Below are 20,305 nucleotides of genomic sequence, written 5' to 3'. Positions count from 1 at the left end.
GCTATGAGTGCCACCACCATCAACTTCGGCGACGTCCCGGTCGGGCCGGACCACCAGCCGTTCGTCATCGCCGAGATGTCGGGCAACCACAACGGCGACATCGAGCGGGCCAAGGACATCGTCCGGGCGATGGCCGAGACCGGCGTCCAGGCGCTGAAGCTGCAGACGTACACCGCGGACACGATCACCCTCGACGTCGACCTGCCGGCCTTCCGGCTGCCGTCGGAGCACGAGCTGTGGGGCGGCGCCCGGCTGTACGACCTGTACCAGGAGGCGCACACACCGTGGGAGTGGCACGAGCCGCTGTTCGAGCTGGCGAACTCGCTCGGCATGCTGGCGTTCTCGTCGCCGTTCGACCCGACCGCGATCGAGTTCCTGGAGAAGCTGAACGTCCCGGCGTACAAGGTCGCCTCGAACGAGATCGGTGACCTGCCGCTGGTCCGCGGGATGGCCGAGACCGGGAAGCCGATCATCATCTCGACCGGTTCGGCGACGCTGATGGACATCGACGCGGCGGTCCGCGCGGCCCGGTCCACCGGCAACGAGCAGATCATCGTGCTCTCCTGCACCGCGAGCTACCCGGCCCCGCCGGAGCAGTCCAACCTGCGCTCGATCCCGGTCCTGCGGGACGCGCTCGGTGTCCAGATCGGGCTGTCCGACCACACGATGGGCATCGGGGCGGCGATCGCGGCCGTGGCGCTCGGCGCGACCGTGATCGAGAAGCACGTCACGCTGTCCCGCGCCGACGGCGGCGTCGACTCGGCGTTCTCGCTCGAGCCGCACGAGGTCAAGGCGCTGGTCGAGGGCACCAAGATCGCCCAGCAGGCCCTCGGCGAGCCGGTCGTCGGCCCCAAGCAGGCCGAGCAGAACGTCCTCCGCTTCCGCCGCTCCCTCTACGTCACCCGCGACGTCAAAGCCGGCGAGAAGGTCGCCGCCGACAACGTCCGCTCGGTCCGCCCGGCTGGCGGCCTCCCCCCGGACGCCTTCACCTCGGTCGAGGGCCGCGAGTTCCGCGTCGACGCCCCCGCCGGCACCCCGCTCACCTGGGACGTCCTGTAACCAGCTGAAGCCACGAAAGGGCCCCGGCGCGTACGCAGCGTGACCGGGGCTCTTTCGGATGATCAGCCGAGCTTGCGGAGCACCTGCGCGCGCGTCTGCCTAGCGAAGGCGAGGAACTCCCGCTCGGTGACGTCGGCGCTGTACAGGCGGACATCGAGCCCGAAGTGTGGAGTCTGCAGCTGGAGAACGCGTTCGACCATGGGCCGACCCGACTGCGGGAAGGTCCGGATGACATAACGCGTGTTCGGGCCGAACTCCTTCAGCGGACGCTCGAGAATCGATCCCCGGCCCGCCGAGCCGACGGTGAACTCCCGGCACTCGGGGAACGGGCGAGGCAGCTGCAACTGGTACCGGACCAGCTCGGCGCCGGTCATCTCGTACACCCGCACGTTGAGGATGATCTCGCCGTCCCGGTTCATCAGGTTCGCCGTCACCGCCGGGGTGTCGGAACGGAACCCGTCGATGCCCCGCGTCGTCAACCCGCTCGTCCGGATCGCGTTCCGGCAGGCCTCCGGCTGAACCGGCTGTCCCGGCCATGGATCGTCACGTGGACGACCGGAGCGCAGGTCGACGTAGTACCTGAACCGGTCGGTCCGCTGCCCCTGATAGGTAGTCGGCAGGACCCTCATCAGCTGAGCCGCGGTGTACCGGAAGTTCCTGGGTGAGCCGTCTGTGGTTGTCGGGGCGGGGGTTGGGGTGATCGACGCGCTGGTTGACGTGGCAGCGGTCGGAGTCGCCGGTTGAGCGGCCGGTTGGGTGGTGGAGCACGAGGTCAGCGCCAGGACCAGCAGGACTGACAACCTCAGGGCTGGTTTATGCATCAACGGTTGTATGGGAGGGGTCGCGGAAGGTCCAGAAGCGGTGCAGGAGGTAGCTCGCTACCGGGACCAGGACGATGACAACGGCCTGGGCTACCAGGACCGGGGTGTGGAGGAGCTCGATCAGGAGCGGCATGCCGACCAGGGAGCAGCCCAGGCCGAAGAGGTACACCGTGTAGAACTTCGCGAAGCCGCGGAGCCAGCCGGTGGACGAGCGGAAGACGAAGCCGCGGTAGGCCGGGTACATCAGCAGGGCGGTGGTGAAGTTCGCCAGGGCGGTGACCAGCAGGTACGGCAGGGTGCCCTCGAAGAAGTGCCAGCCGAGCCAGAAGAGGCCGAAGTAGACGACGTTGGTCCCCGCGCCGACGATCAGGTACCGGATCCGGTGGTCTCCGAGCGCGCGGGCGCCGAGCTGGGCGACAGAAATGGCAGTGCCTCCTGTGGGTGGGATAATCGCAGCGGCGGAACCGCCGTGACCGCCACCCCTGCAGTGTCATCACCAGAAGGGCAAGCAGTGCTCGTCTCCGTCGTCGTGCCATGTTATCGGTCGGCCAAGACCCTGCCTCGACTCGTCGAGGACCTCTCGCACGTCCTGCCGGAGGTCACCACCGGCTTCGAGATCGTGCTGGTGGTGGACGGCAGCCCGGACGACACCTGGCAGGTCGCCAGCGAACTCGCGAACAAGTACCCGGAGACCAGGGCCCTGCGGCTGGCCCGGAACTACGGCCAGCACAACGCGCTGATCGCCGGCGTCCGGAGCGCCCGGTACGAGGTGGTCGTCACGATGGACGACGACCTGCAGCACCCGGCCGACCAGGTGCCGCTCCTGCTGAACGCGCTCACCGACGACATCGACCTCGTCTACGGCGTCCCGAAGGAGGAGGAGCACGGGGTTTTCCGGAGCTTCTCGTCCCGGCTGGTCAAGGCGGCGATGGCGTCCACCCTGTCGGTGCAGAACGCCCGCTCGATCAGCGCCTTCCGCGCCTTCCGGACCTTCCTGCGGGACGGGTTCGACGGGCTGGACGGGCCGCACGCGTCGGTGGACGTGGCGCTGTCCTGGTCCACCACCCGGATCGCGCAGGCCACGGTACGGATGGAGGACCGAGCCGAGGGCAAGTCGAACTACTCGACCTGGATGCTGATGAAGCACGCCCTCACCCTGATCACCGGGTACTCGACGGAGCCGCTGCGACTGGTCGGGTACCTCGGCTTCATCTGCGCGGTGTTCGGGATCGGCCTGTTCGGCGTGATCATCTACAAGTACGCGACCGGGGCCACCACGGTCGCCGGGTTCACCACGATCGCCTCGATGGTCGCGCTCTTCTCCGGCGCCCAGATGCTCGCGCTCGGCGTCCTCGGCGAGTACGTCGGCCGGTTGCACTCCGGCTCGATGGGGCGGCCGACGTACGTGATCCGCGAGCGGACCGACGTGGACGCGCACCCGGACATCACCACCGAGAACGACTGACGTGACCGAGTACTTGCTCTTCCCGGGGCGGCACCACGTCCTGACCCGGTTCCAGGCGGAGTACCTGACCCGGACGGCGCGGAGCCTGGACGGCGCCACGGTGATCTGGGCGGTCACTTCGGCGAACCACCACACCACCAAGCGCAACCCGGTCCCGTTCGACCGGCGGGAGGCCGCGATCGAGCGGCTCAGCGTGGAGACCGGGCTGCGGTCCCTGGTGATCGGGGTGACCGACACCCCGCCGACCGACGACTTCGCCGACGTGACCGTGAAGGCGATCGAGGCCGGCACCGACGACCAGGTCCAGCTCGATCCCGCCAACACCGTGGTCGCCTGCTCGACGCCCGAGGTCGCCAAACTGTACGAGCGACTCGGCTACACCGTGCTCGGCGTCGAACCACCGGAGCAGCCGCGGCCGTGGGACGTCCTGCTCATGATTGCCGCAGGCAACGACGAGTGGCGGGAGCTGGCGCATCCGGCGACCGTGGACGTGTTCGACCGGTACCACCTGGACGCGCACGTCCGGCGGTGCGTGAACGATCCGGTGGTCGGCGACGACGGCGGGCTTACCACGACCCGCGACTACAAGACCTACGCGGACGCGTTCGAGACGGCCGCGGACCGGAAATGGCTGCAGATCAAGGACTTCGTCCGCCCCGGCCGGATCCTCGACATCGGCTGCGCGACCGGCGCGACGTTGCAGCTCGTCGACGCGGACCCCCGGTTCCACGAGTCCGACCTGATCGGGGTCGAGGTGGCCCGCCACCTGTACGCCGAATGCGTGCACAAGAAGGAACAGGGCCGCTTCGGCAACCCGAACGTGTACTTCTACCAGCGCAACATGCTCGGCTCCACGGTCTTCCCGGCCCGGTCCATCGACACCACGCTCACGCTGGCCCTGACCCACGAGATCTGGTCGTACGCCGACGGGTCGCGCCCGGCCACGGTCCAGCGGTTCGTGGACGCGTTGTTCGCCCACACCGCACCCGGTGGCGTCTGGGTGAACTCCGACGTCTGCGGTCCCGCCGAGCCCGACCGCGCTGTCGTCCTGGAGCTGGACGACTCCGACGGCGCGAACTCCGGACCGGCCGAGCTGGAGACGCTCGTCGATCCCGCGGCGTACGTCGGTGGGTTGTCGACACGGGCGCGGTTCTTCCAGTTCGCCCAGGACTTCCGGCGGAACGCGAAGGTGCCGTTCGCCTACACCGAGCGCGACGGCCGGCTGGTCCTGCGGCTCGCGGACGCGATGGACTTCCTGACCCGCAAGGACTACGTGGACAACTGGCTGAGCGAGACCCACGAGCAGTTCTGCGGGCTCACCTTCGCCGGCTGGCGGGAGATCGCCGAGACCGCCGGATTCACCGTCGACCCGGCGTCGAAGGCGTGGCGCAACGACTGGGTGATCGAGCACCGGATCGCCCCGGTCGCCGCGATCAGGACCGAGGCCGGCGAGTCCCTGGACTGGCCGGACACCCACCAACTCCTGGTCGCCCGGCGCCCATAACCTCGGCTGGTCAGGTCGGGGTTCGTTCGAGGGACTCGACCATCCGGGTCAGGGTTTCGACGGCGCCTTCGAGCTGAGCCGGCGTCACCGGCCCGAGCAGCTTCGCCGCCGACAGCAGGCCGATGGTCACGCTGGAGAGCGCGAGCGCGAGGTGCTCGGGATCGACGTCCTCGACAAGCTCCCCGCGATCCCGCAGGTCACGCAACCACTCGACGACGCCCACGTGGCGAGCGCGGTACCGGCCGTCGGTGACGGTGTCGACGTGGCCGCCGATGACACCCTGGTCGTCGAGGAACGCGGCCGTCATCAAACGATCGTCCAGCAGGGTCCGCAAGCCGGCCCGGTAGGCCTCGCTGAGCGGCGGACGGTCCCCGACCTCGGCGGCCACCCGAGCCTGCATCCGCTCGGTTCCACGGCGGAGCAGGGCGTCGAGGATGTCGCGCTTGCTGCCGAACTCGAGGTAGACCGCACCCTTGCCGATCCCCGCGTGCGTCGCGACCGACGCGACACTCATCGCGTCGAACCCGCGCTCCAGGACGAGCGCCTCGGCGGCGTCCAGGATGCGTTCGCGCCGATTCGGGACGAGCGGCCGGGGCATCAGCCGAGCCCGCGGAGGAAGTCGACCAGGGCCGGGACGACGACGTCGGGGCGGTCGCGCTGCACCCAGTGGCCCGCACCGGCGACCGGTACCAGCTCCGCCTGCGGAAGCAGCCCGGCCGCGGCCCGCGCCCGAGCCAGCGGTACGCCGGTGTCGTGGTCGCCGTGGACGAGCAGGGTCGGGGTCTGGATCTCGGGCAGGCTGCTCGTGTAGTCCGTGCGCAGCCTGTTCCACAGCACCTGGTCGTGCTGCCATTCGGTGAACACGCTCATCCCGTCACCGGACGCCGCCTCGGCGATCACGGCCCGGACGAGCTCGGGCGTCCGCCCCGCCTGGTTGCGGACGATCGCGCGCAGTCCGCGTTCCATCGCCGCCGGGCTCCGCGCGTAGGACCGGGTCATGGCGGCGAGCAGGCCGGAACGCAGCAGGAGGTACGTGGCGAAGTGCTGCGCACCACCGAGCACGCCGTCACGGAGGCGCGGCATGATGCCGTAGGAGCCGAGGAGTACCGCGCCGCGCGCGCGTGCGGGCCGGTCGAGCAGATGCCCCAGCGTCAGACCGCCGCCGAGCGAGAGACCGCCGATCACGTAGTCGTCGAGGTCCAGCTCGTCCACCAGGCCACCGACGTAGCGCACCAGGTACTCCTGCGTCAGCGGGCGGCTCGCTCGCGGACTCTGGCCGAAGCCGGGATGGTCAGGAGCCACGACGCGGAAGCCCTCGTCGGACAGCGCGGCACCGACTCCGCCCCAGGAGAGCTCTGCGCTGTCGGCACCACCACCGTGCAACAGCAGCACGGTCGGGCCCGCCGGCTCCTCGGGCACCCACTCCAGCAGCGAGATCTTGGCGCCACTCACCTCGACGGTCCTGCGCTGAGCTTGGGTCAAAACTCCTCCTCGGGCGTTGTGACCAATCTAGCAGATTCGGTCACTACCTTCCGCGCCAACGTAACAGCCGGCCTCCCCAGGACGGGAAGACCGGCTGCTGTCGTGGTCCTGCTCAGCCCAGCTTGTCCTTCAGCTGGCGCTTGACCCGGCGCTTCACCTTGCCAGCGAACTTGCGCGGGTTGCGGATCTGCGCCGCCCGGCGGATCAGCTTCACAGCACCGTAGGCCCGCGAGTTCTTCAGCTTGGTGCGCTCGGCGTTCGCCTTCTGCACCTGGGTCCGCATCTCGCGGATCCGGGTCTCCCGGGTCTTCAGTGCCTTGTCCCGGAAGCCCAGGGTGCGCTCGAGACCGAAGACCTGGCCCTTCAGCTCGACGACCTCGAGCGCGGCCCGCTCGGCGTCGGCGAGCGCGGTCCGGACGTCCGGGGTCTGCGAGGCGTCGGCCGGGACCCCGGTGGCGACGGCCAGCGCGGCCGCCAGCTCCTTGCCCCGGGCAACGTGCTCGACCGACGCGGACGCGGTGTCGGGCGCGGTCGCCGCGGCCGGGGTGGCCGCCTCGATGCCGGACATCGCCAGCCACGCGGCGACCAGGTCGTCGCCGACCATCCACGGGGGCCACGGGTGCCGGCGGTGTGCGCCGATCAGCCGGTCGTGGAACCGGGCCCAGGCGGCGGCCAGCCGGTCCTGCTCGGACTCCTCGGCCGTGGTCACCCAGGCCGAGACGCCGAACGCGAAGCTGTCGCCGTCCACCACCACGTCGTCCCAGCGCGGCAGCACCCGCGAGCTGGTCTGCGACCGGGCCCAGTCACCGAGCCGGCCGGCCAGGTCCCGGAAGCCCGGGACGTCCTCGGCCGCGGCCAGCCGGAACAGCAGCGTCTCGGCGGTCACGTCGCCGGGCACGGTCTCCGGCACCGCGGCCGCGTCGAAGGTCAAGTCGCCGGTGGTCTCTGCACCACCACCAGCGACGGTCACGGACCAGCCGGCGCCCGCGGCGTCGGCGGTCAGTACGGCGTCCTGTCCCGGGGTCTGCGCGTACACCGCGTGCTTCGCGGCGGCACCGGTGACGGCGATCCAGCCGCCCGCGGTGGACGCGAGCAGCCCCGCGCGGGCGGCCGCCTCGGCACCGTCGGCCACCGGCGCCAGCAGCGGTACGACGGCCGCGGACGCCTCCAGGGCCTCCACTGCCAGCCGTGCGGGCAGCTGGCCCGGGCGAGCCGCGGCGGCCACGTCGGCGTCCACCAGCGCGACCGCGGTCTCCTGCACCGAGAAGGTCGCGAAGGCAACGTTCTCGGTCAGGCCGACCCGCTGCAGCGACTCGGTGAGCTGCGCGACCGAAACAGGACGGGTGGGGTCGTCGTGCAGCGGACGCCACTCGTCGTCGCCGTGCCGCTGGTCGGCGGGACGGCGGTCCAGCAGGTTCGTCAGGGAGAACTCGTTCTCCAGGCCCAGCACCAGCACGGCCTCCGGCGCGGCGACCGCGGCCAGCGCGTCCAGCCGCTGCTGCCAGTTCAGGTCGTCGCTGTCGTAGCCGAGCACCCGGTCCAGCCCGTCGGCCGCGACCACCACGTCGTACCGCGGCCGGCCGGCGTCCACCAGGCCGTCCAGCGCACCGGCGACGACCTGCAGCTTGGCGCCGAACTGCTCGCCCAGGTCACCGGCGTCGGACACCGAGCGGACCAGCAGCGTGGTCTCGGTGGCCTTGGCGACCACGGCCTCGACCAGGTCCGCGCCGTGCGGACCGAGGATCAGCGTGCGCGCGCCGTCGGGCAGGACGTCGGTCAGCAGGGCCCGCAGCGCCGCACCGCGGACGGCCCCCCGCTTGCCGGAGTAGTCGCTCCACGGCTGCATCTCGCCGCGGACGACCTCGACGGCCAGCTGGTTGTCAGACACGCTCTCTCCAATCGAACACCATGCGCAGTTCCTCCGGCGGCATCATCCACGGCACCCCGAGTTCCAGGTCGGTGGTGGCCTGGGCCGCCTCCCGGTCGAGCTCCTTGCCGAGCATCTCCGGCCACAACCGGGCGATCCGGCTCTGCCCGCCGAACAGCGGGTTCTCGCCCTCCATCGCCATCGGGTCGCCGTACACCGCGCCCTCGCAGCCGGCCGCGATGCCGTAGAAGATCGCGGTGGACAGCCGGTTCGCGGCCACCCGCTTGTGCTTGCGGAGCTCGGCGAGCTGCTTGTAGAGGAACTTCGGGTCGGTGCCCTCGTAGGAGAATCCGCGGCGGCCGAACGAGACCACCCGGAACCCGGCGTCCTCGTACGACTTGCGGATCTCCGGCCGCTCGTACTCGGTGTAGTACAGGCTGAAGGTGACCGGACCCGGCTCGGTCTCGCGGATCTCGTCGATCAGCCGCTTGTGGTCACCCTGGATCTTGCCGCCCTCCCAGCCGTGGAAGAGGAACCACAGGGTGCCCTCGCGCTCCTCCTCCGGCACGGCGCCGAGCTCCGGCTCCATGTCCAGCAGGTAGAGCCAGGGGGCGCCGATGCTGTGGTAGTTCCGGCGGCCGAGCGCGTGGCCACGGCGGCGCGGGGCGTCGCTCCAGGTGAACCGCCAGGCGCCGTCGTAGAACTCGTGCACCGGGTTCCAGCCGTCGGCGATGTTCCAGCCGTGCTGCAGGTAGCCGCGCAGCCGGGGCGGGTACTGGTCGTCGAGACCGGCGTACCGGGCCAGGATGTGCGCCTGGCCGTAGTAGTGGTTGTGGTGATGCATCAGCGGACCTCGAGGTGAAGGGTGCCGGAGTGCGGCCGGAGCGTGACGGTGTGGCCGTTCAGGCCGGCCTCGATCGGCAGCCGGGTGGACAGGAACGGCTCGCACTGCACGGCGTGCGCGGACCCGTCCGGCGCGACCGCGAACAGGATCCAGTCCGCCAGGCTGGCCAGCGGGTCGGTCGAGTTGGTCACCACGTCCGCGGGGATCAGGTCCGCCAGCGTCATCGCGGCGGTCCAGCGCCCGTCACCGGCGGACCGCCGGCACTCCAGGTCGAGGTGGTCGTCGGAGTCGTCCAGGTACCGGCGCCAGTGGAAGACGTACTCGTCGCCGTCCAGCAGCGGGCCGCTGACGTGCAGTTCCTTGCCGTTGTCGCCGGCAACGATCTCGGCGGCTTCGGCGGGCAGCCGGAGCGGCGCCTCGTGCAGGTTCACGTACCCACCGGTGGACCGGGTCAGGCTGACCAGCCGGCCCCGGTCGAAGTGGTGCGCGGCCTGCGAGTCGGCCGTCCAGAGCAGCAGCTTCTCTTCCTGGTTGCTGCCGACCAGCCGGAACGCCCAGGTGGTCCGCTGCGTGAACGGGTCGTCCGGGTTGGTGTCCTCGACGATCGGCCGGATCGGGATCCGGACCGAGAAGTCGCGGCCGTCGCCGGCCAGCGTCACCGGCAGCAGCTGGTCCTGACCGGCCAGCGGCCGGCTGATCCGCAGCTTCGGCTCCTCGATCTCGGCCGGCACCCGGCCGTGCAGCACCAGCGCGTCGGCGGTCTGCTCGACCGAGGACAGCCGGCAGTAGTCGACCATCTTGCGGAGCACGAACGCGCCGTCCTTGCCGGGGCCGGGCTGGACCCAGCTGGTCGCGTCGATCCAGGAGCCCGGCGGCCAGCCCGGGCTGCCCGGGCGCTGGCCGCGGAGCTTGCCGAACCGGCGCAGCCGGCCGGACTTCATCCGGATCATGAAGTGCGCCGGGGCGGCGGTGTTCTTCAGCTGGGCCAGTAGCGGCTTGTCGATCCGCACCTCGAACCCGACCAGGGCCGGGTCGCCGTGGGTGTCGGTCGCGTCGAACCGGCGCACCGCGAGCGGGGTCTCGACACCGCCGATGACGAGCGCGATCCGCAGGCTGGACGAGGTCTTGGTCTCCAGGTGCCGGATCTCCGCGGTGCCCTTGACCGAGAGCGTGCCGTCCTCGAGCCAGCGCACCTGCTGCACGCTGGTGGCCAGCGTCAGGTCCTTCATCGGCAGCCGGTACAGGTCCTTCGGCACCGAGCTGCGCGGGTCCTGCACGCCCGGGTAGTTGTGCTCGAACTGCCACGGGCGGCCGGGCCGGGTCAGCGCCCGGGCGCCGCCGCGCAGGCCGCCGTCGTTGCGGAACTGGGCCAGCCGACGGAGCAGGTCGATATCGCCCGCGGCCAGCGCCGAGTGCTGGATCCGGTCGTAGCTGTGGGCCCGGGCCAGCACCGAGTCGTCCAGCCGGTCCATCAGCCGCCGGGCCAGCTTGAGCAGGTTCTGCTCCTCCTCCGGCGGGGCCGCGCCGAACGCCATCATCAGCGTCAGCATGTCGATCTGGGTGAGGTGCGAGTGCACCCGGCGGCGGACCTCGCGGAGGGTGTCCTGCTGCTCGATCAGGTCCATCACCAGCTCGGCCGAGTGGACCCGGTCCTCGAGGTTGCCGAGCTGGAACTTCTGCTGGGTGATCGACTCGCCCGACTCGCGCTCGCGCCAGTAGTACACCGGCACCGCCAGCGCGTCCACGGTGACCGCGTCCAGGTGCGCCTTCAGCGTGACCGGGTAGTCCTCGTACCGGATCGCGGGGAACTCGTAGCCGTACTCGTCCCAGAACGACCGCCGGTACACCTTGTTCCAGACCATCCGGTCCAGGATCAGGTCGACAGTCTCGATCACGTGGGTGGCGACCCGGTCCCGGGCGAACGGCAGCCGGTGGATCCAGGACGGCCGGACGCCGGCCGAGTTGTTGAACCGGCGAGCGTTGCCGGCCGCGAACGACGAGCCGGTCCGGTCCAGGGTGCGGATCAGCTTCTCGAAGCCGTGCCGGGTGACCAGGTCGTCGCTGTCGACGAAGGTGAGGTACTCGCCCTGCGCGTGCCGGGTGCCGGTGTTCCGGGCCGGGCCGAGGCCCTGGTTCTCCTGCTCGACGATCCGGAACCGGGGATCGCGCTCGCAGAACTCCCGGGCGATCTCGGCGCTGTTGTCCGGGGACCCGTCGTCGACCAGGATCGCCTCGAAGTCGGTCCACGTCTGCCGGGCGATCGAATCGAGGCAGTCCCCGATGTAGTCGCCGACGTTGTAGAAGGGCACAACGACACTCAGCCGCGGCGTCACAACGGCAAATCTCCTCGGCTCAGACGGCGGTCGGTCGACATCCTGGCCGGCTCCACCGCCTGACCCGATGCTGCTTGGGCGCTCGAGCCCGACACGACGGTCAGGGCGGCGACCAGGGTTGGTTCGAGCGACATCCTAGCATCGGCCCTGGTCACGCCGGACGCCCGTCGAGACCGTCCGGTCACCGCGGGTCGCCGCCTCCGAAACGTTCATCCGGCAGTAATCCAGGTGTTACGAGATGGACCGTGAGCAGCGTGTGCACCGGCTCGAACCCGTACCGCGACCAGGCCCGCTGGACCCCGGTGTTGTGCCCCTGGGTCGAGATCACCAGCCGGCGCGAGGTGGCCGCGTCCTCGACGGCGGCGAGCAGATGCGCGTACCGGCCGCGGCCCTGCTCGGCCGGGACCACGCCGGCCAGCTCGATCTCGGTCCAGGACTGCTGCTGGTCGACCGTGGCCAGGGCGAGGACCCGGCGGTCCGGTCCGCGCAGGACGACGGCGCCGTCGGCCGCGATACTGCGTCGCGCCCACTCCTGGTACCCGGCCAGCGCGAGGGCCCGGTCGAACAGCGGGTTCGCGCAGTAGTGGTTGCCGTAGTCCCCGAAGATGTCGCCGACCAGGTCGTCCACCAGGTCGTCGTCGATGCCGCGCTCCAGCCCGGCGGTGAACCCGGCCAACGGAGCAGGGCGCCGGCCCTTGCCGACCGGGAGCGCCCAGTAGACCAGGCTGTCCGCGAGGACCGCGGTCCGCTTGCCACTCGCCAGCGCGGCGAACCAGGCCACCTCGCGGGCCGGGTACCGCAGCACGACGACGTCCGCGGTGGACCTGTCGACCGCGGCGAGCACCTCGGGCAGCGGCGTACCGGACGAGGCGGACACGGTGATCCGGTCGACCGAGACGCCGAACCGGCGGGACTCGTACTCCGAGGGGGCGGCGGCGAGTTCCCCGGCCTCCAGGGCGTCGTACCAGCCCATCTCAGATCGGGTACGAGAGCAGGCCGTCGAGGACGCGGGTCTGCTCGTCCTCGGTCAGCTGGCTGAACAGCGGCAGCCGGACGAGCTGCCCGCTGATCCGCTCGGTCACGTCGCACCCACCCGGACCGACCCGGCCGTACTTCTCCCCGGCCGGCGCCGAGTGCAGCGGCACGTAGTGGAACGGTGCCGTGATGTTGCGTTCGCGCAGGTGCCGGATCAGGCCGAGCTGGTGCTCGTGGGTCGGCATCAGCAGGTAGTACATGTGGGCCGGGTGCACGCAGTCGGCCGGGATCGCCGGGACCCCGATCCCGTGCGCGCCGGCCCAGTCGGCGAGCTCCTGGTCGTACCGCTGCCAGATCGCGTACCGCGGCGCCTGGATGTCGTCGAACCGCTCCAGCTGGGCGGTCAGGAAGGCGGCCAGCGGGTCGGCCGGCAGATAGCTGGAGCCGATGTCGACCCAGCGGTACTTGTCCACCTGACCGCGGAAGAACTGGCTCCGGTTGGTGCCCTTCTCGCGGATGATCTCGGCCCGGTGCAGCAGGTCGGTGTCGTTCACGACCAGGGCCCCGCCCTCGCCGCAGTGCACGTTCTTGGTGCCGTGGAACGACTGGGTCGCCATCAGCCCGAGCGAGCCGAGCGGGCGGCCCTTGTACGAGCCGCCGAGGCCGTGCGCGTTGTCCTCGATCACGACCAGCCCGTGCCGGTCGGCGATCGCGAGGATCTCGTCCATCTCCACCGCGACACCCGCGTAGTGCACGACCACGATCGCCTTGGTCCGCCCGGTGACGGCCGCCTCGACCTGGGTCTCGTCCAGGTTGAGGGTGTCCGGCCGGACGTCGACGAACACCGGGACGGCCCCGCGCAGGGCGTACGCGTTGGCGGTGGAGACGAAGGTGAACGACGGCATGATCACCTCGTCGCCCGGCTTCAGGTCGAGCAGCAGCGCGGTCATCTCGAGCGCGTGCGTGCAGGAGGTGGTCAGCAGCGACCCGACCGCGCCGGTGAGCTTGGTGATCAGCTCGGTGGCCCGGGCGGTGAACGGGCCGTCGCCCACCACGGCGGTGGACGAGAAGGCCTGGTTCACGTAGGCGAGCTCGTCGCCGACCATGTAGGCCTTGGAGAAGGGGATCGGGTCCGGCATGAGGACGGAGCCTACCTCTGGTCCGGATCCCGGGACTCGATCGCCTCGGCGTAGCTGTGGTGCCCGTGATCCTCGAGGCTGTCGTAGCCGACGAGGAACTGCGGCCGGCGCTGACTCGACTGGAACAGGCGGGCCACGTACTCCCCCAGCAGGCCGAGGCAGAGCAGCTGGATCGCGCCGATGACGCAGACCGCGAGCACCGTCGAGGTCCACCCCGGGATGCTCTGCCCGGACACCTTGATCACCAGGGCCCCGATCACGAAGGCGACCGACAGCAGTCCGCCGAGCAGGCCGAGCCACGTCGCCAGCCGCAGCGGCGCCGCCGAGAACGCGGTGACACTGTCGAACGCCAACCGGACCATCTTGCTCACGGTGTACTTCGTCGACCCCGCCGCCCGCTCGGCCCGCACGTACTTCACCTCGGCACTCGGGAACCCGAGCCACGGAATCACCAGCCGGAACACGCGACCGTCCTCGGGCAACGCGTTCACCGCGTCCACCACGCGCCGCGAGACCAACCGGAAGTCCCCCGCGTCGAACGGGATCTCCCGACCGACCAGGCGGCACATCAGCCGGTAATACAGCCGCGCCGTCGTCCGCTTCAGCCACTTGTCGCTCGACCGGTCGGACCGGACGCCGTACACGACGTCGACGTCCTCGTCCCGAGCCGTCGCGAGCAGCTCCGCGATGGTCTCCGGCGGGTCCTGCAGATCGGCGTCGATCGTCACCAGGTACTCCCCGCGGGCGCGGCGGAATCCGGCCGACAACGCGGCCTGGTGGCCCGAGTTCCGGAGCAGGCGGACCAGGCGGAGCTGGGGCCAGTCCTTGGCGGCGACCGAGACCAGGTCCGCGGTCTCGTCCCGGCTGCCGTCGTCGACGACGAGCAGTTCGTAGCCGATCCCGAGACCGTCCAGCAGCGGGCGCATCCGGTCGAAGAAGATCGGCAGCACGTCCTGTTCGTCGTACATCGGTACGACGACCGAGAGGACGGGTCCGGCTGTTTCCACTCACTGACCTCCGAACGGCACCTTCCGCGAGAGTACTGCGCCCTGGTTCCCCGGATAACCTTCCTTCGTGCCCACCATGACGCGCGTCGCGCCCAGTAGCCTAGGCGCTCCGCCGGGTAGGGAGCAGCCGTTGTGGCGGCGCCTGCCCTGGCGGACCACCGGTGCGCTGCTGGTGAAGGCCGCCGCCGGGGTCGCGCTGGCCTGGTTGCTGATCTGGCTGATGGCCGGGCACGCGTCCACGGACAGCATCGTCGCGCTGCTGCGGTTCTGGGCTTTCGGCATCACCCTGCCCGGGATCGTGCTGTGGCGGCTGGCCAGCCCGTTCCGGCACAACCTGATCGAGGACTTCGCGGCCGGCTCGCTGGTCGGCGTCTCGGTGCTGCTGCTCGTCTACATGGCGGTCGCGCCGCTCGGCCTGCAGCGCTGGGCCTGGCTGTGGGTCGTCCCGGTGCTGATCGCCGCGGTCGCCGTCCCGTCCTGGCGACGCCGGTGCCTGAGCCGGGTCGAACGCCCGATCAGCCCGCTCACCGCCTGGCTGGTGGCGGCCGCCTGCGCGCTGCCGATCTACGCGATCGGCCGCTACCGGAACCTCGTCCCCGCGCCGTACACCGACGCCCGGTCGAACGCCCCGGACATGTGGTTCCACCAGGCCCTGGCGGCCAGCGCGAAGTACGACGTTCCCCTGCAGGCGCCGTACCTGCAGGGCGAGAAGATGGACTACCACTACTTCTGGCACCAGTTCACCGCCGCCGTCTCCTGGGCGTCCGGGGTCGACCTCACCGATCTCGTCTACACGATCGGCTGGGTCCCGCTGCTGCTCGCCGGGGTCGCGCTGATCTTCGCGCTCACCGACCGGATCGCGCCGGGCTCACGCTGGGCCGGTCCGCTGGCGATCGCGGTCGCCGGGATCGGCGGCACGGTCAACCCGTACCCGCGGGTGTCGCTGCCGGCCGAGGGCCTCACCGGCTACGTCTGGGGCAGCCCGACGCAGAGCCTGGGCGGCGGGCTGCTGGTCCTGCTCGCGCTGATGGGCGTCGACCTGTTGCGCGGCCGCAGCGCCGCCGGGACCTGGGTGCTGTTCGTGGTGGTCTGCGTGGCCGCGTCCGGGTCGAAGGCGACCGTGCTGCCGCTGATCATCTGCGGTTTCGGGCTGGTCGTGTTCATCCGCTTGTTCTACCGCCGGTTCGCGGCCGGGGCGCTGATCCTGATCGGGGTGCTGGCGGCGATCTTCCTGGCCGCGATCGTGGTGGTCTTCGGCAACCACTCGTCCGGGCTCGCCGTCCGGCCGTGGATCACCTTCGCCAAGATCGGCCTGTACCCACTGGTGGCCGGGCCGGTCGGCTGGGGCGAGTACGACCAGGGCGCGATGTGGATCAGCGGGATCACCACCTGTCTCGGGCTGCTGCTCGGGACGGCCGGCCTGCTGGTGCTGACCGGGACGGCGGGCCGCTGGTTCCGCGATCCCGGGATGATCTTCCTGGTCGGGATCGCGATCGCCGGGTTCGGCGGGATGGTACTGACCGACCAGCCGGGGACCAGCCAGATGTACTTCCACCGCACCGCGGTCCCGGTGATCGCCGCCCTTGCCGCGGCCGGGGCGTGGATGCTGGTGTTCTGGTTCGCCGACAAGCGGTCCGGGATCGCGGTCCTCGCGGCCGTCCTCGGTGGGGTCGGCGCGACCGCCGCGGCCCGGGCGATCGTCCGGGCGAACCCGTCGGACGGGGCGCCGTTCCGCCGGGCGGACGGGACGCTGACCGGCCTGGTCACGCCGTGGCTGTGGACGATCGGGTTGCTCGCCGTGGCCGCCGGATTGGTCACCCTGCTGTGGAAGCTGGCCAGACGCCGGGGCCGGCCGACCCGGATCGCGCTGGCCTCGTTCGTCCTGGCCGGAATGGGGGCCGGGCTGTTCCTGCCGATCCAGACGATCACGAACTACCGCGATGTCACCCTGCCGCCGCTGTCCGACAAGTACCCGCTCGGCCCGTCGGTCAGCCAGACCGAGGCGGCGCACTGGCTGCGCGACCACAGCGCGCCGGGGGACCTGATCGCCACCAACGCGCACTGCGCGATGAAGAACGCGATGGGCTGCGACGTCCGGCACTTCTGGATCGCGGCGCTGACCGAGCGGCACGTCCTGGTCGAGGGCTGGGGGTACACCAACACCATCAACGACCTGGTCGCCGCGACCGGCAAGTCGCCGAACGGGCTGCCGTTCTGGGACGAGCAGAAGCTCGAGGACAACGACCGCGCCTTCACCTCGCCGACCCGGGACAACCTGCGCCTGCTGCGGACCAAGTACGGCGTTCGCTGGCTCTACGCGGACCCGACCCAGACGGCCGTCTCGCAGAACCTGAACAGCCTCGCGACCCTGCGGTTCCGGGCCCCGGACGCGCTGATCTACGAGTTGCCGTGAGCCGCAATGTCACAGTCCGCTTACAGCCGAACACACTCCTCGCATTAGGGTGACCGGCATGTGGGTGAAGGCTAGGCGGCGGGGGCCCCGAGAACGAGGTACCGGCTCGATCGCGGGGGCGGCTGCGGCACTCTCCCTTCTGGTGTTCTGCCTGGTCCTGCTGACCCGGCACGCACCGGTGTTCGACGTCCTCAAGTTCACCGCCTTCGTCGCGTTCGGCGTCACCCTGCCGGGTCTGGTGCTGTGGCGCCTGATCGGCAACTACCGCCGCAACCTGCCCGAGGACCTCGCCGCGTCCTTCGCGGTCGGCACGGCGGCCCAGCTCATCGTCTACCTGGCCAGCGCCTCGGTCGGGCTCCAGCGTTGGTCCTGGGTCTGGGTCCCGGTCGTCCTGGTGATCGGAGTCGCGGACCGGGACGTCCGCGAACGGGTCTGGCGCCGGGTCGAGGCACCGCTCGCTCCGCTCACCGCGTGGTTGCTGGCGGCAGCGTGTGGGCTGGTGCTGTTCGTCATGCAGCGCAAGGGCCCGGACCGATTCCTCCCGGCGTACACGGATCCGAACGTCAGCTACTCCGACATGGCGTTCCACCAGGCGCTCGCGGCCAGCGCGAAGGCCGACGTGCCGATCGTCCCGCTGTGGGTCGCCGGTGAGCCGATGAAGTACCACACGTTCTTCCACCAGGTCTCCGCCGCGACCTCGTGGGGCACCGGGATCGACCTGACCACGCTGCTCTACTCGCTGATCTGGCTGCCGCTCGCGCTGGCCGGGTTCGCTCTCGTCTTCGTCCTGACCCAGCGGTTCCTGGTGAAGCCGGGTGGCCAGCCGCATCCGGCCGCCACCTGGGCCGGTCCGCTGGCGGTCGTGGTCGCCGGGATCGGCGGGACGGTGCAGCCGCTGCACGACCTGGCGCTGGGCGGGATCTCGATGGCGTCCAGCGCGTACCTGAGTCCGACCCAGAGCCTCGGCATGTTGTACGCGCTGCTGATCGCGGTCCTGGCGATCGACCTGCTCCGCAACGATCGGCCGCGCAGCCGGTGGGTGCTGCTGATCCTGATCGGCCTGGCCGCGTCCGGCTCGAAGGCGACCGTGCTGCCGTTGGCGGCCTGCGGGTTCGGCCTCGTCTTCCTGGTCCGGCTGGCCACCCGGCGTTCGACCCGGACCGCGGTGATCGGTGGGCTGATCGCGTTCCTGTTGTTCGTCGGATCCGTGATCGCGATCTTCGGCGGCGAGTCGTCCGGTCTGCAGGTCAAGGTGGCCGAGCTGTTCGTCCAGCTCCCGCCGTACGCCGCGATCCGGCACGGCGTCGGCATCGACCGGTACGCCCAGCTCGTCAGTGCCGCGGCGACCCTGCTCGCCTGGGGACTCGCGGTCGTCGGTGTCGTGTTCGTCCGGCGCTTCTGGCGGGACCCGGGCACGGTGTACCTGGTCGGCGCCGGGGTCGGCGGGCTGGTCGCGGCCGTGCTCACCTCGCAGCCAGGGATCAGCCAGGTGTACTTCTACCGCACCGCGTTCCCCTTCCTCGCCGTCCTCTCCTGCATCGGCCTGGCCCAGCTGGCCGGGAAGCTCGGCGACCGCCGGACCGGCGTCCTCGTTGGTGTCGCCGCGGGACTCGGGTTCCTCGGCTGCGTCCTGGCCCGGGCCGCGGCCGACGGGTTCGACGATGTGAAGGGACCGTTCGCCCTGACCCTCGGGGCCCTGGCGATCGCGGCTGTGGTCGTCGCTGCCGGCTGGCGGATCGCCCGGCGGAGCGGCACGGTGGTCACCGCGTTCCTCGCTGCCCTGGTCGCCGCCTGCATGATCGGCGCGACCACGTTGCCGTTGGCCGGCCTCGTCTCCGAGCAGGCGAGCCAGATCATGTACGGCAAGGTCGGCTTCGGCGGACCCACCGAGGCCGAGGCCGACGCGGCCCGCTGGCTGAAGGAGAACAGCGGCGCCGACGACCTGGTCGCCACCAACGCGCACTGCATCATCAAGCGGCAGGACGTCTGCGACAGCCGGCACTTCTGGATCGCCGCGTTGTCGGAGCGGCAACTGCTGGTCGAGGGCTGGGCGTACACCAACCGGGCGAACCGGATCTCCGTCACCACCGGGAAGAACCCGAGCCTGCTGCCGTACTGGCGGGAGGACATCCTGGCCGCGAACGACGCTGCCTTCCTGGCCCCGTCGGACTTCGCGATCGAGCGGTTGCGCCGGCTCGGGGTCCGCTGGCTGTACGCCGATCACCGGGCCGGCGAGATAGCACCGACCCTGAAGGACTACGTCCGGCTCCGGCACGCCACCCTGGACGCGACGATCTACGAGATCCGCTGAGCCACTAGGACAGCAGCTGGAACAGCGCGTCCGCGACCCGGGACCGGCCCTGGCCGTCCACCAGCTTCCACCCCGCGGCCGCGACCCGGGCCCGCTCGACCGGATCCTGCAGGAGCGGGCGCAGTACGGCCGCCGCGGGAGCCGGGTCCACCTTGAGGTCCGACAGCACCCCGACGCCTACCGCGGCACCCGTCGCGACAGCTCGCTCGTAGCCCATCACCTGGTTGTCCACGACACAGACGAGCCCCGCGGTCGCGCCGAGGCACAGCAGCTCCCACGTGGAGGTCCCGGAAGCACTCAGCACCAGGTCGGACGCGATCACGGCCTTGGCCAGCTCGGAAGTGGGACCGATCACCTCGACGTGCTGACCGGATCCCAGCTCGACCGCACCGATCGCCTCGGCCAGGTCGTCACCCGGAGCGACGACCAGCGCCTCGAACGGTACGCCGGTCGCGGCGAGCGCGCGGACCACGTACGGGCCGGCGCCGAACGCGTCCGTACCGCCGAAGAACGCGAAGACCTTCGGAACGGCGTGCTCGCGGGGCTGCGGTGGCTCCGCGGGACGCAACTGGAGGATCTCGTCGCGCAACAGAACGTAGTCGAGACCCGCGAGCCGAGTGGCTCCCTCGGGGAGGACGGGCCGGTCGAGCTCGGAGCCGAGGTTCTGGTCGACGAACACGTCCGCCTCGGCGCCACGCAGTTCCCCGTCGACGATGGCGAGCGTGGGCAGCCCCGACTTGCGGACCGCGGTGAACACCTCGGCGTCCAGGTCGTACGAGTCGAACACCACAGCGTCCAGGCCCAGCCGGCCGAACAGCTCGAGGTGGTCCTCGGGGGTCCAGACCGCCGGTTCGACCGGGATGCCACGGGCCCGGATCTGCTCGTCGGCCCACGGAACCGTGGGGCTGTCGCAGACGAAAACCAGGTCGGCACCCCGGCCGCGCAGCTCCTCGGCGAGCGCCAGACTGCGCATCACGTGCCCGATCCCCCGTTGGGGGCCCACATCACATCTGACGCCGATCCGCACAGTCACGCCCCGACCGTATCTCCTGGCGGCAGGCCGACGATCGACGCAGTAGGATACG

At 70.8% G+C, this 20,305-nt stretch carries 16 protein-coding genes; 5 read left to right on the top strand and 11 right to left on the bottom strand.

Annotation, left to right across the window (positions count from 1 at the left end; translation table 11 throughout):
- Window positions 1–3 precede the first annotated feature (3 nt).
- Entirely contained in the window at window positions 4–1,059 is a 1,056-nt protein-coding gene (gene pseI, locus FB561_RS10785; protein ID WP_145805611.1) for a pseudaminic acid synthase, read from the top strand.
- Between the two features lie 62 nt (window positions 1,060–1,121).
- Here the strand turns inward: pseI and FB561_RS10780 are convergent, their stop codons facing one another.
- Window positions 1,122–1,688, bottom strand: a complete 567-nt coding sequence (locus FB561_RS10780; RefSeq protein WP_145805609.1) for a hypothetical protein — start codon at window positions 1,686–1,688, stop codon at window positions 1,122–1,124.
- A gap of 184 nt (window positions 1,689–1,872) precedes the next feature.
- Window positions 1,873–2,247, bottom strand: a complete 375-nt coding sequence (locus FB561_RS10775; protein WP_238335156.1) for a GtrA family protein — start codon at window positions 2,245–2,247, stop codon at window positions 1,873–1,875.
- A gap of 144 nt (window positions 2,248–2,391) precedes the next feature.
- On the opposite strand from FB561_RS10775, the gene FB561_RS10770 reads away from it, so the two are divergent.
- Both FB561_RS10770 and FB561_RS10765 read left to right on the top strand, forming a co-directional pair.
- Entirely contained in the window at window positions 2,392–3,345 is a 954-nt protein-coding gene (locus FB561_RS10770) for a glycosyltransferase family 2 protein (protein ID WP_145805605.1), read from the top strand.
- A 1-nt stretch (window position 3,346) separates the two neighbouring features.
- On the top strand, window positions 3,347–4,849 hold the full coding sequence (locus FB561_RS10765; protein WP_145805603.1) for a class I SAM-dependent methyltransferase: 1,503 nt from the start codon (window positions 3,347–3,349) through the stop codon (window positions 4,847–4,849).
- A 10-nt stretch (window positions 4,850–4,859) separates the two neighbouring features.
- Here FB561_RS10765 and FB561_RS10760 read toward each other — a convergent pair whose 3' ends face one another.
- The 8 genes from FB561_RS10760 to FB561_RS10725 all read right to left on the bottom strand — a co-directional run bounded on the left by FB561_RS10760 (window position 4,860) and on the right by FB561_RS10725 (window position 14,496).
- The gene (locus FB561_RS10760) at window positions 4,860–5,447 is read right to left on the bottom strand and encodes a TetR/AcrR family transcriptional regulator (RefSeq protein WP_145805601.1); all 588 of its coding nucleotides are present in this window, start codon (window positions 5,445–5,447) and stop codon (window positions 4,860–4,862) included.
- Window positions 5,447–6,331: an alpha/beta fold hydrolase gene (locus FB561_RS10755; RefSeq protein WP_145805599.1), complete on the bottom strand. Its 885-nt coding sequence runs from the start codon at window positions 6,329–6,331 to the stop codon at window positions 5,447–5,449. Before FB561_RS10755 ends, FB561_RS10760 begins: the two co-directional genes overlap by 1 nt.
- 112 nt (window positions 6,332–6,443) lie before the next feature.
- Entirely contained in the window at window positions 6,444–8,219 is a 1,776-nt protein-coding gene (locus FB561_RS10750; protein WP_145805597.1) for a hypothetical protein, read from the bottom strand.
- Window positions 8,212–9,042 carry a hypothetical protein gene (locus FB561_RS10745; RefSeq protein ID WP_145805595.1) on the bottom strand — a complete coding sequence of 277 codons (831 nt, stop codon included), beginning with the start codon at window positions 9,040–9,042 and terminating at the stop codon, window positions 8,212–8,214. The genes FB561_RS10750 and FB561_RS10745 overlap by 8 nt, the downstream gene beginning before the upstream one ends.
- Complete coding sequence (locus FB561_RS10740; RefSeq protein ID WP_170284627.1) at window positions 9,042–11,375, bottom strand: glycosyltransferase family 2 protein; 2,334 nt, start codon at window positions 11,373–11,375, stop codon at window positions 9,042–9,044. The genes FB561_RS10745 and FB561_RS10740 overlap by 1 nt, the downstream gene beginning before the upstream one ends.
- Window positions 11,376–11,556: 181 nt before the next feature.
- The gene (locus FB561_RS10735; protein WP_145805591.1) at window positions 11,557–12,348 is read right to left on the bottom strand and encodes an N-acetyltransferase; all 792 of its coding nucleotides are present in this window, start codon (window positions 12,346–12,348) and stop codon (window positions 11,557–11,559) included.
- 1 nt (window position 12,349) lies between these two features.
- Window positions 12,350–13,489, bottom strand: a complete 1,140-nt coding sequence (gene rffA / locus FB561_RS10730; protein WP_145805589.1) for a dTDP-4-amino-4,6-dideoxygalactose transaminase — start codon at window positions 13,487–13,489, stop codon at window positions 12,350–12,352.
- An 11-nt stretch (window positions 13,490–13,500) separates the two neighbouring features.
- The gene (locus FB561_RS10725) at window positions 13,501–14,496 is read right to left on the bottom strand and encodes a glycosyltransferase family 2 protein (protein WP_145805587.1); all 996 of its coding nucleotides are present in this window, start codon (window positions 14,494–14,496) and stop codon (window positions 13,501–13,503) included.
- Between the two features lie 130 nt (window positions 14,497–14,626).
- On the opposite strand from FB561_RS10725, the gene FB561_RS10720 reads away from it, so the two are divergent.
- Window positions 14,627–16,909 carry a hypothetical protein gene (locus tag FB561_RS10720; protein WP_238334758.1) on the top strand — a complete coding sequence of 761 codons (2,283 nt, stop codon included), beginning with the start codon at window positions 14,627–14,629 and terminating at the stop codon, window positions 16,907–16,909.
- A 142-nt stretch (window positions 16,910–17,051) separates the two neighbouring features.
- Window positions 17,052–19,220 carry a hypothetical protein gene (locus tag FB561_RS10715; protein WP_238334757.1) on the top strand — a complete coding sequence of 723 codons (2,169 nt, stop codon included), beginning with the start codon at window positions 17,052–17,054 and terminating at the stop codon, window positions 19,218–19,220.
- Window positions 19,221–19,224: 4 nt separating this feature from the next.
- On the opposite strand, the gene FB561_RS10710 is transcribed toward FB561_RS10715, so the two are convergent.
- On the bottom strand, window positions 19,225–20,253 hold the full coding sequence (locus FB561_RS10710; RefSeq protein WP_145805583.1) for a PseG/SpsG family protein: 1,029 nt from the start codon (window positions 20,251–20,253) through the stop codon (window positions 19,225–19,227).
- Window positions 20,254–20,305 lie beyond the last annotated feature (52 nt).

The organism is Kribbella amoyensis (assembly GCF_007828865.1).
Classification (GTDB): domain Bacteria; phylum Actinomycetota; class Actinomycetes; order Propionibacteriales; family Kribbellaceae; genus Kribbella; species Kribbella amoyensis.
Note: the sequence above shows the minus strand (reverse complement) of the source record. Positions and strands in the feature narration are given on the sequence as shown.

What these genes read in the sequence shown, in the direction of transcription:
- pseI (WP_145805611.1), top strand. Translation starts at nt 4, where the DNA reads ATGAGTGCCACCACCATCAACTTCGGCGACGTCCCGGTCGGGCCGGAC.
- rffA (WP_145805589.1), bottom strand. Translation starts at nt 13,489, where the DNA reads ATGCCGGACCCGATCCCCTTCTCCAAGGCCTACATGGTCGGCGACGAG.
- FB561_RS10745 (WP_145805595.1), bottom strand. Translation starts at nt 9,042, where the DNA reads ATGCATCACCACAACCACTACTACGGCCAGGCGCACATCCTGGCCCGG.
- FB561_RS10735 (WP_145805591.1), bottom strand. Translation starts at nt 12,348, where the DNA reads ATGGGCTGGTACGACGCCCTGGAGGCCGGGGAACTCGCCGCCGCCCCC.
- FB561_RS10780 (WP_145805609.1), bottom strand. Translation starts at nt 1,688, where the DNA reads ATGAGGGTCCTGCCGACTACCTATCAGGGGCAGCGGACCGACCGGTTC.
- FB561_RS10760 (WP_145805601.1), bottom strand. Translation starts at nt 5,447, where the DNA reads ATGCCCCGGCCGCTCGTCCCGAATCGGCGCGAACGCATCCTGGACGCC.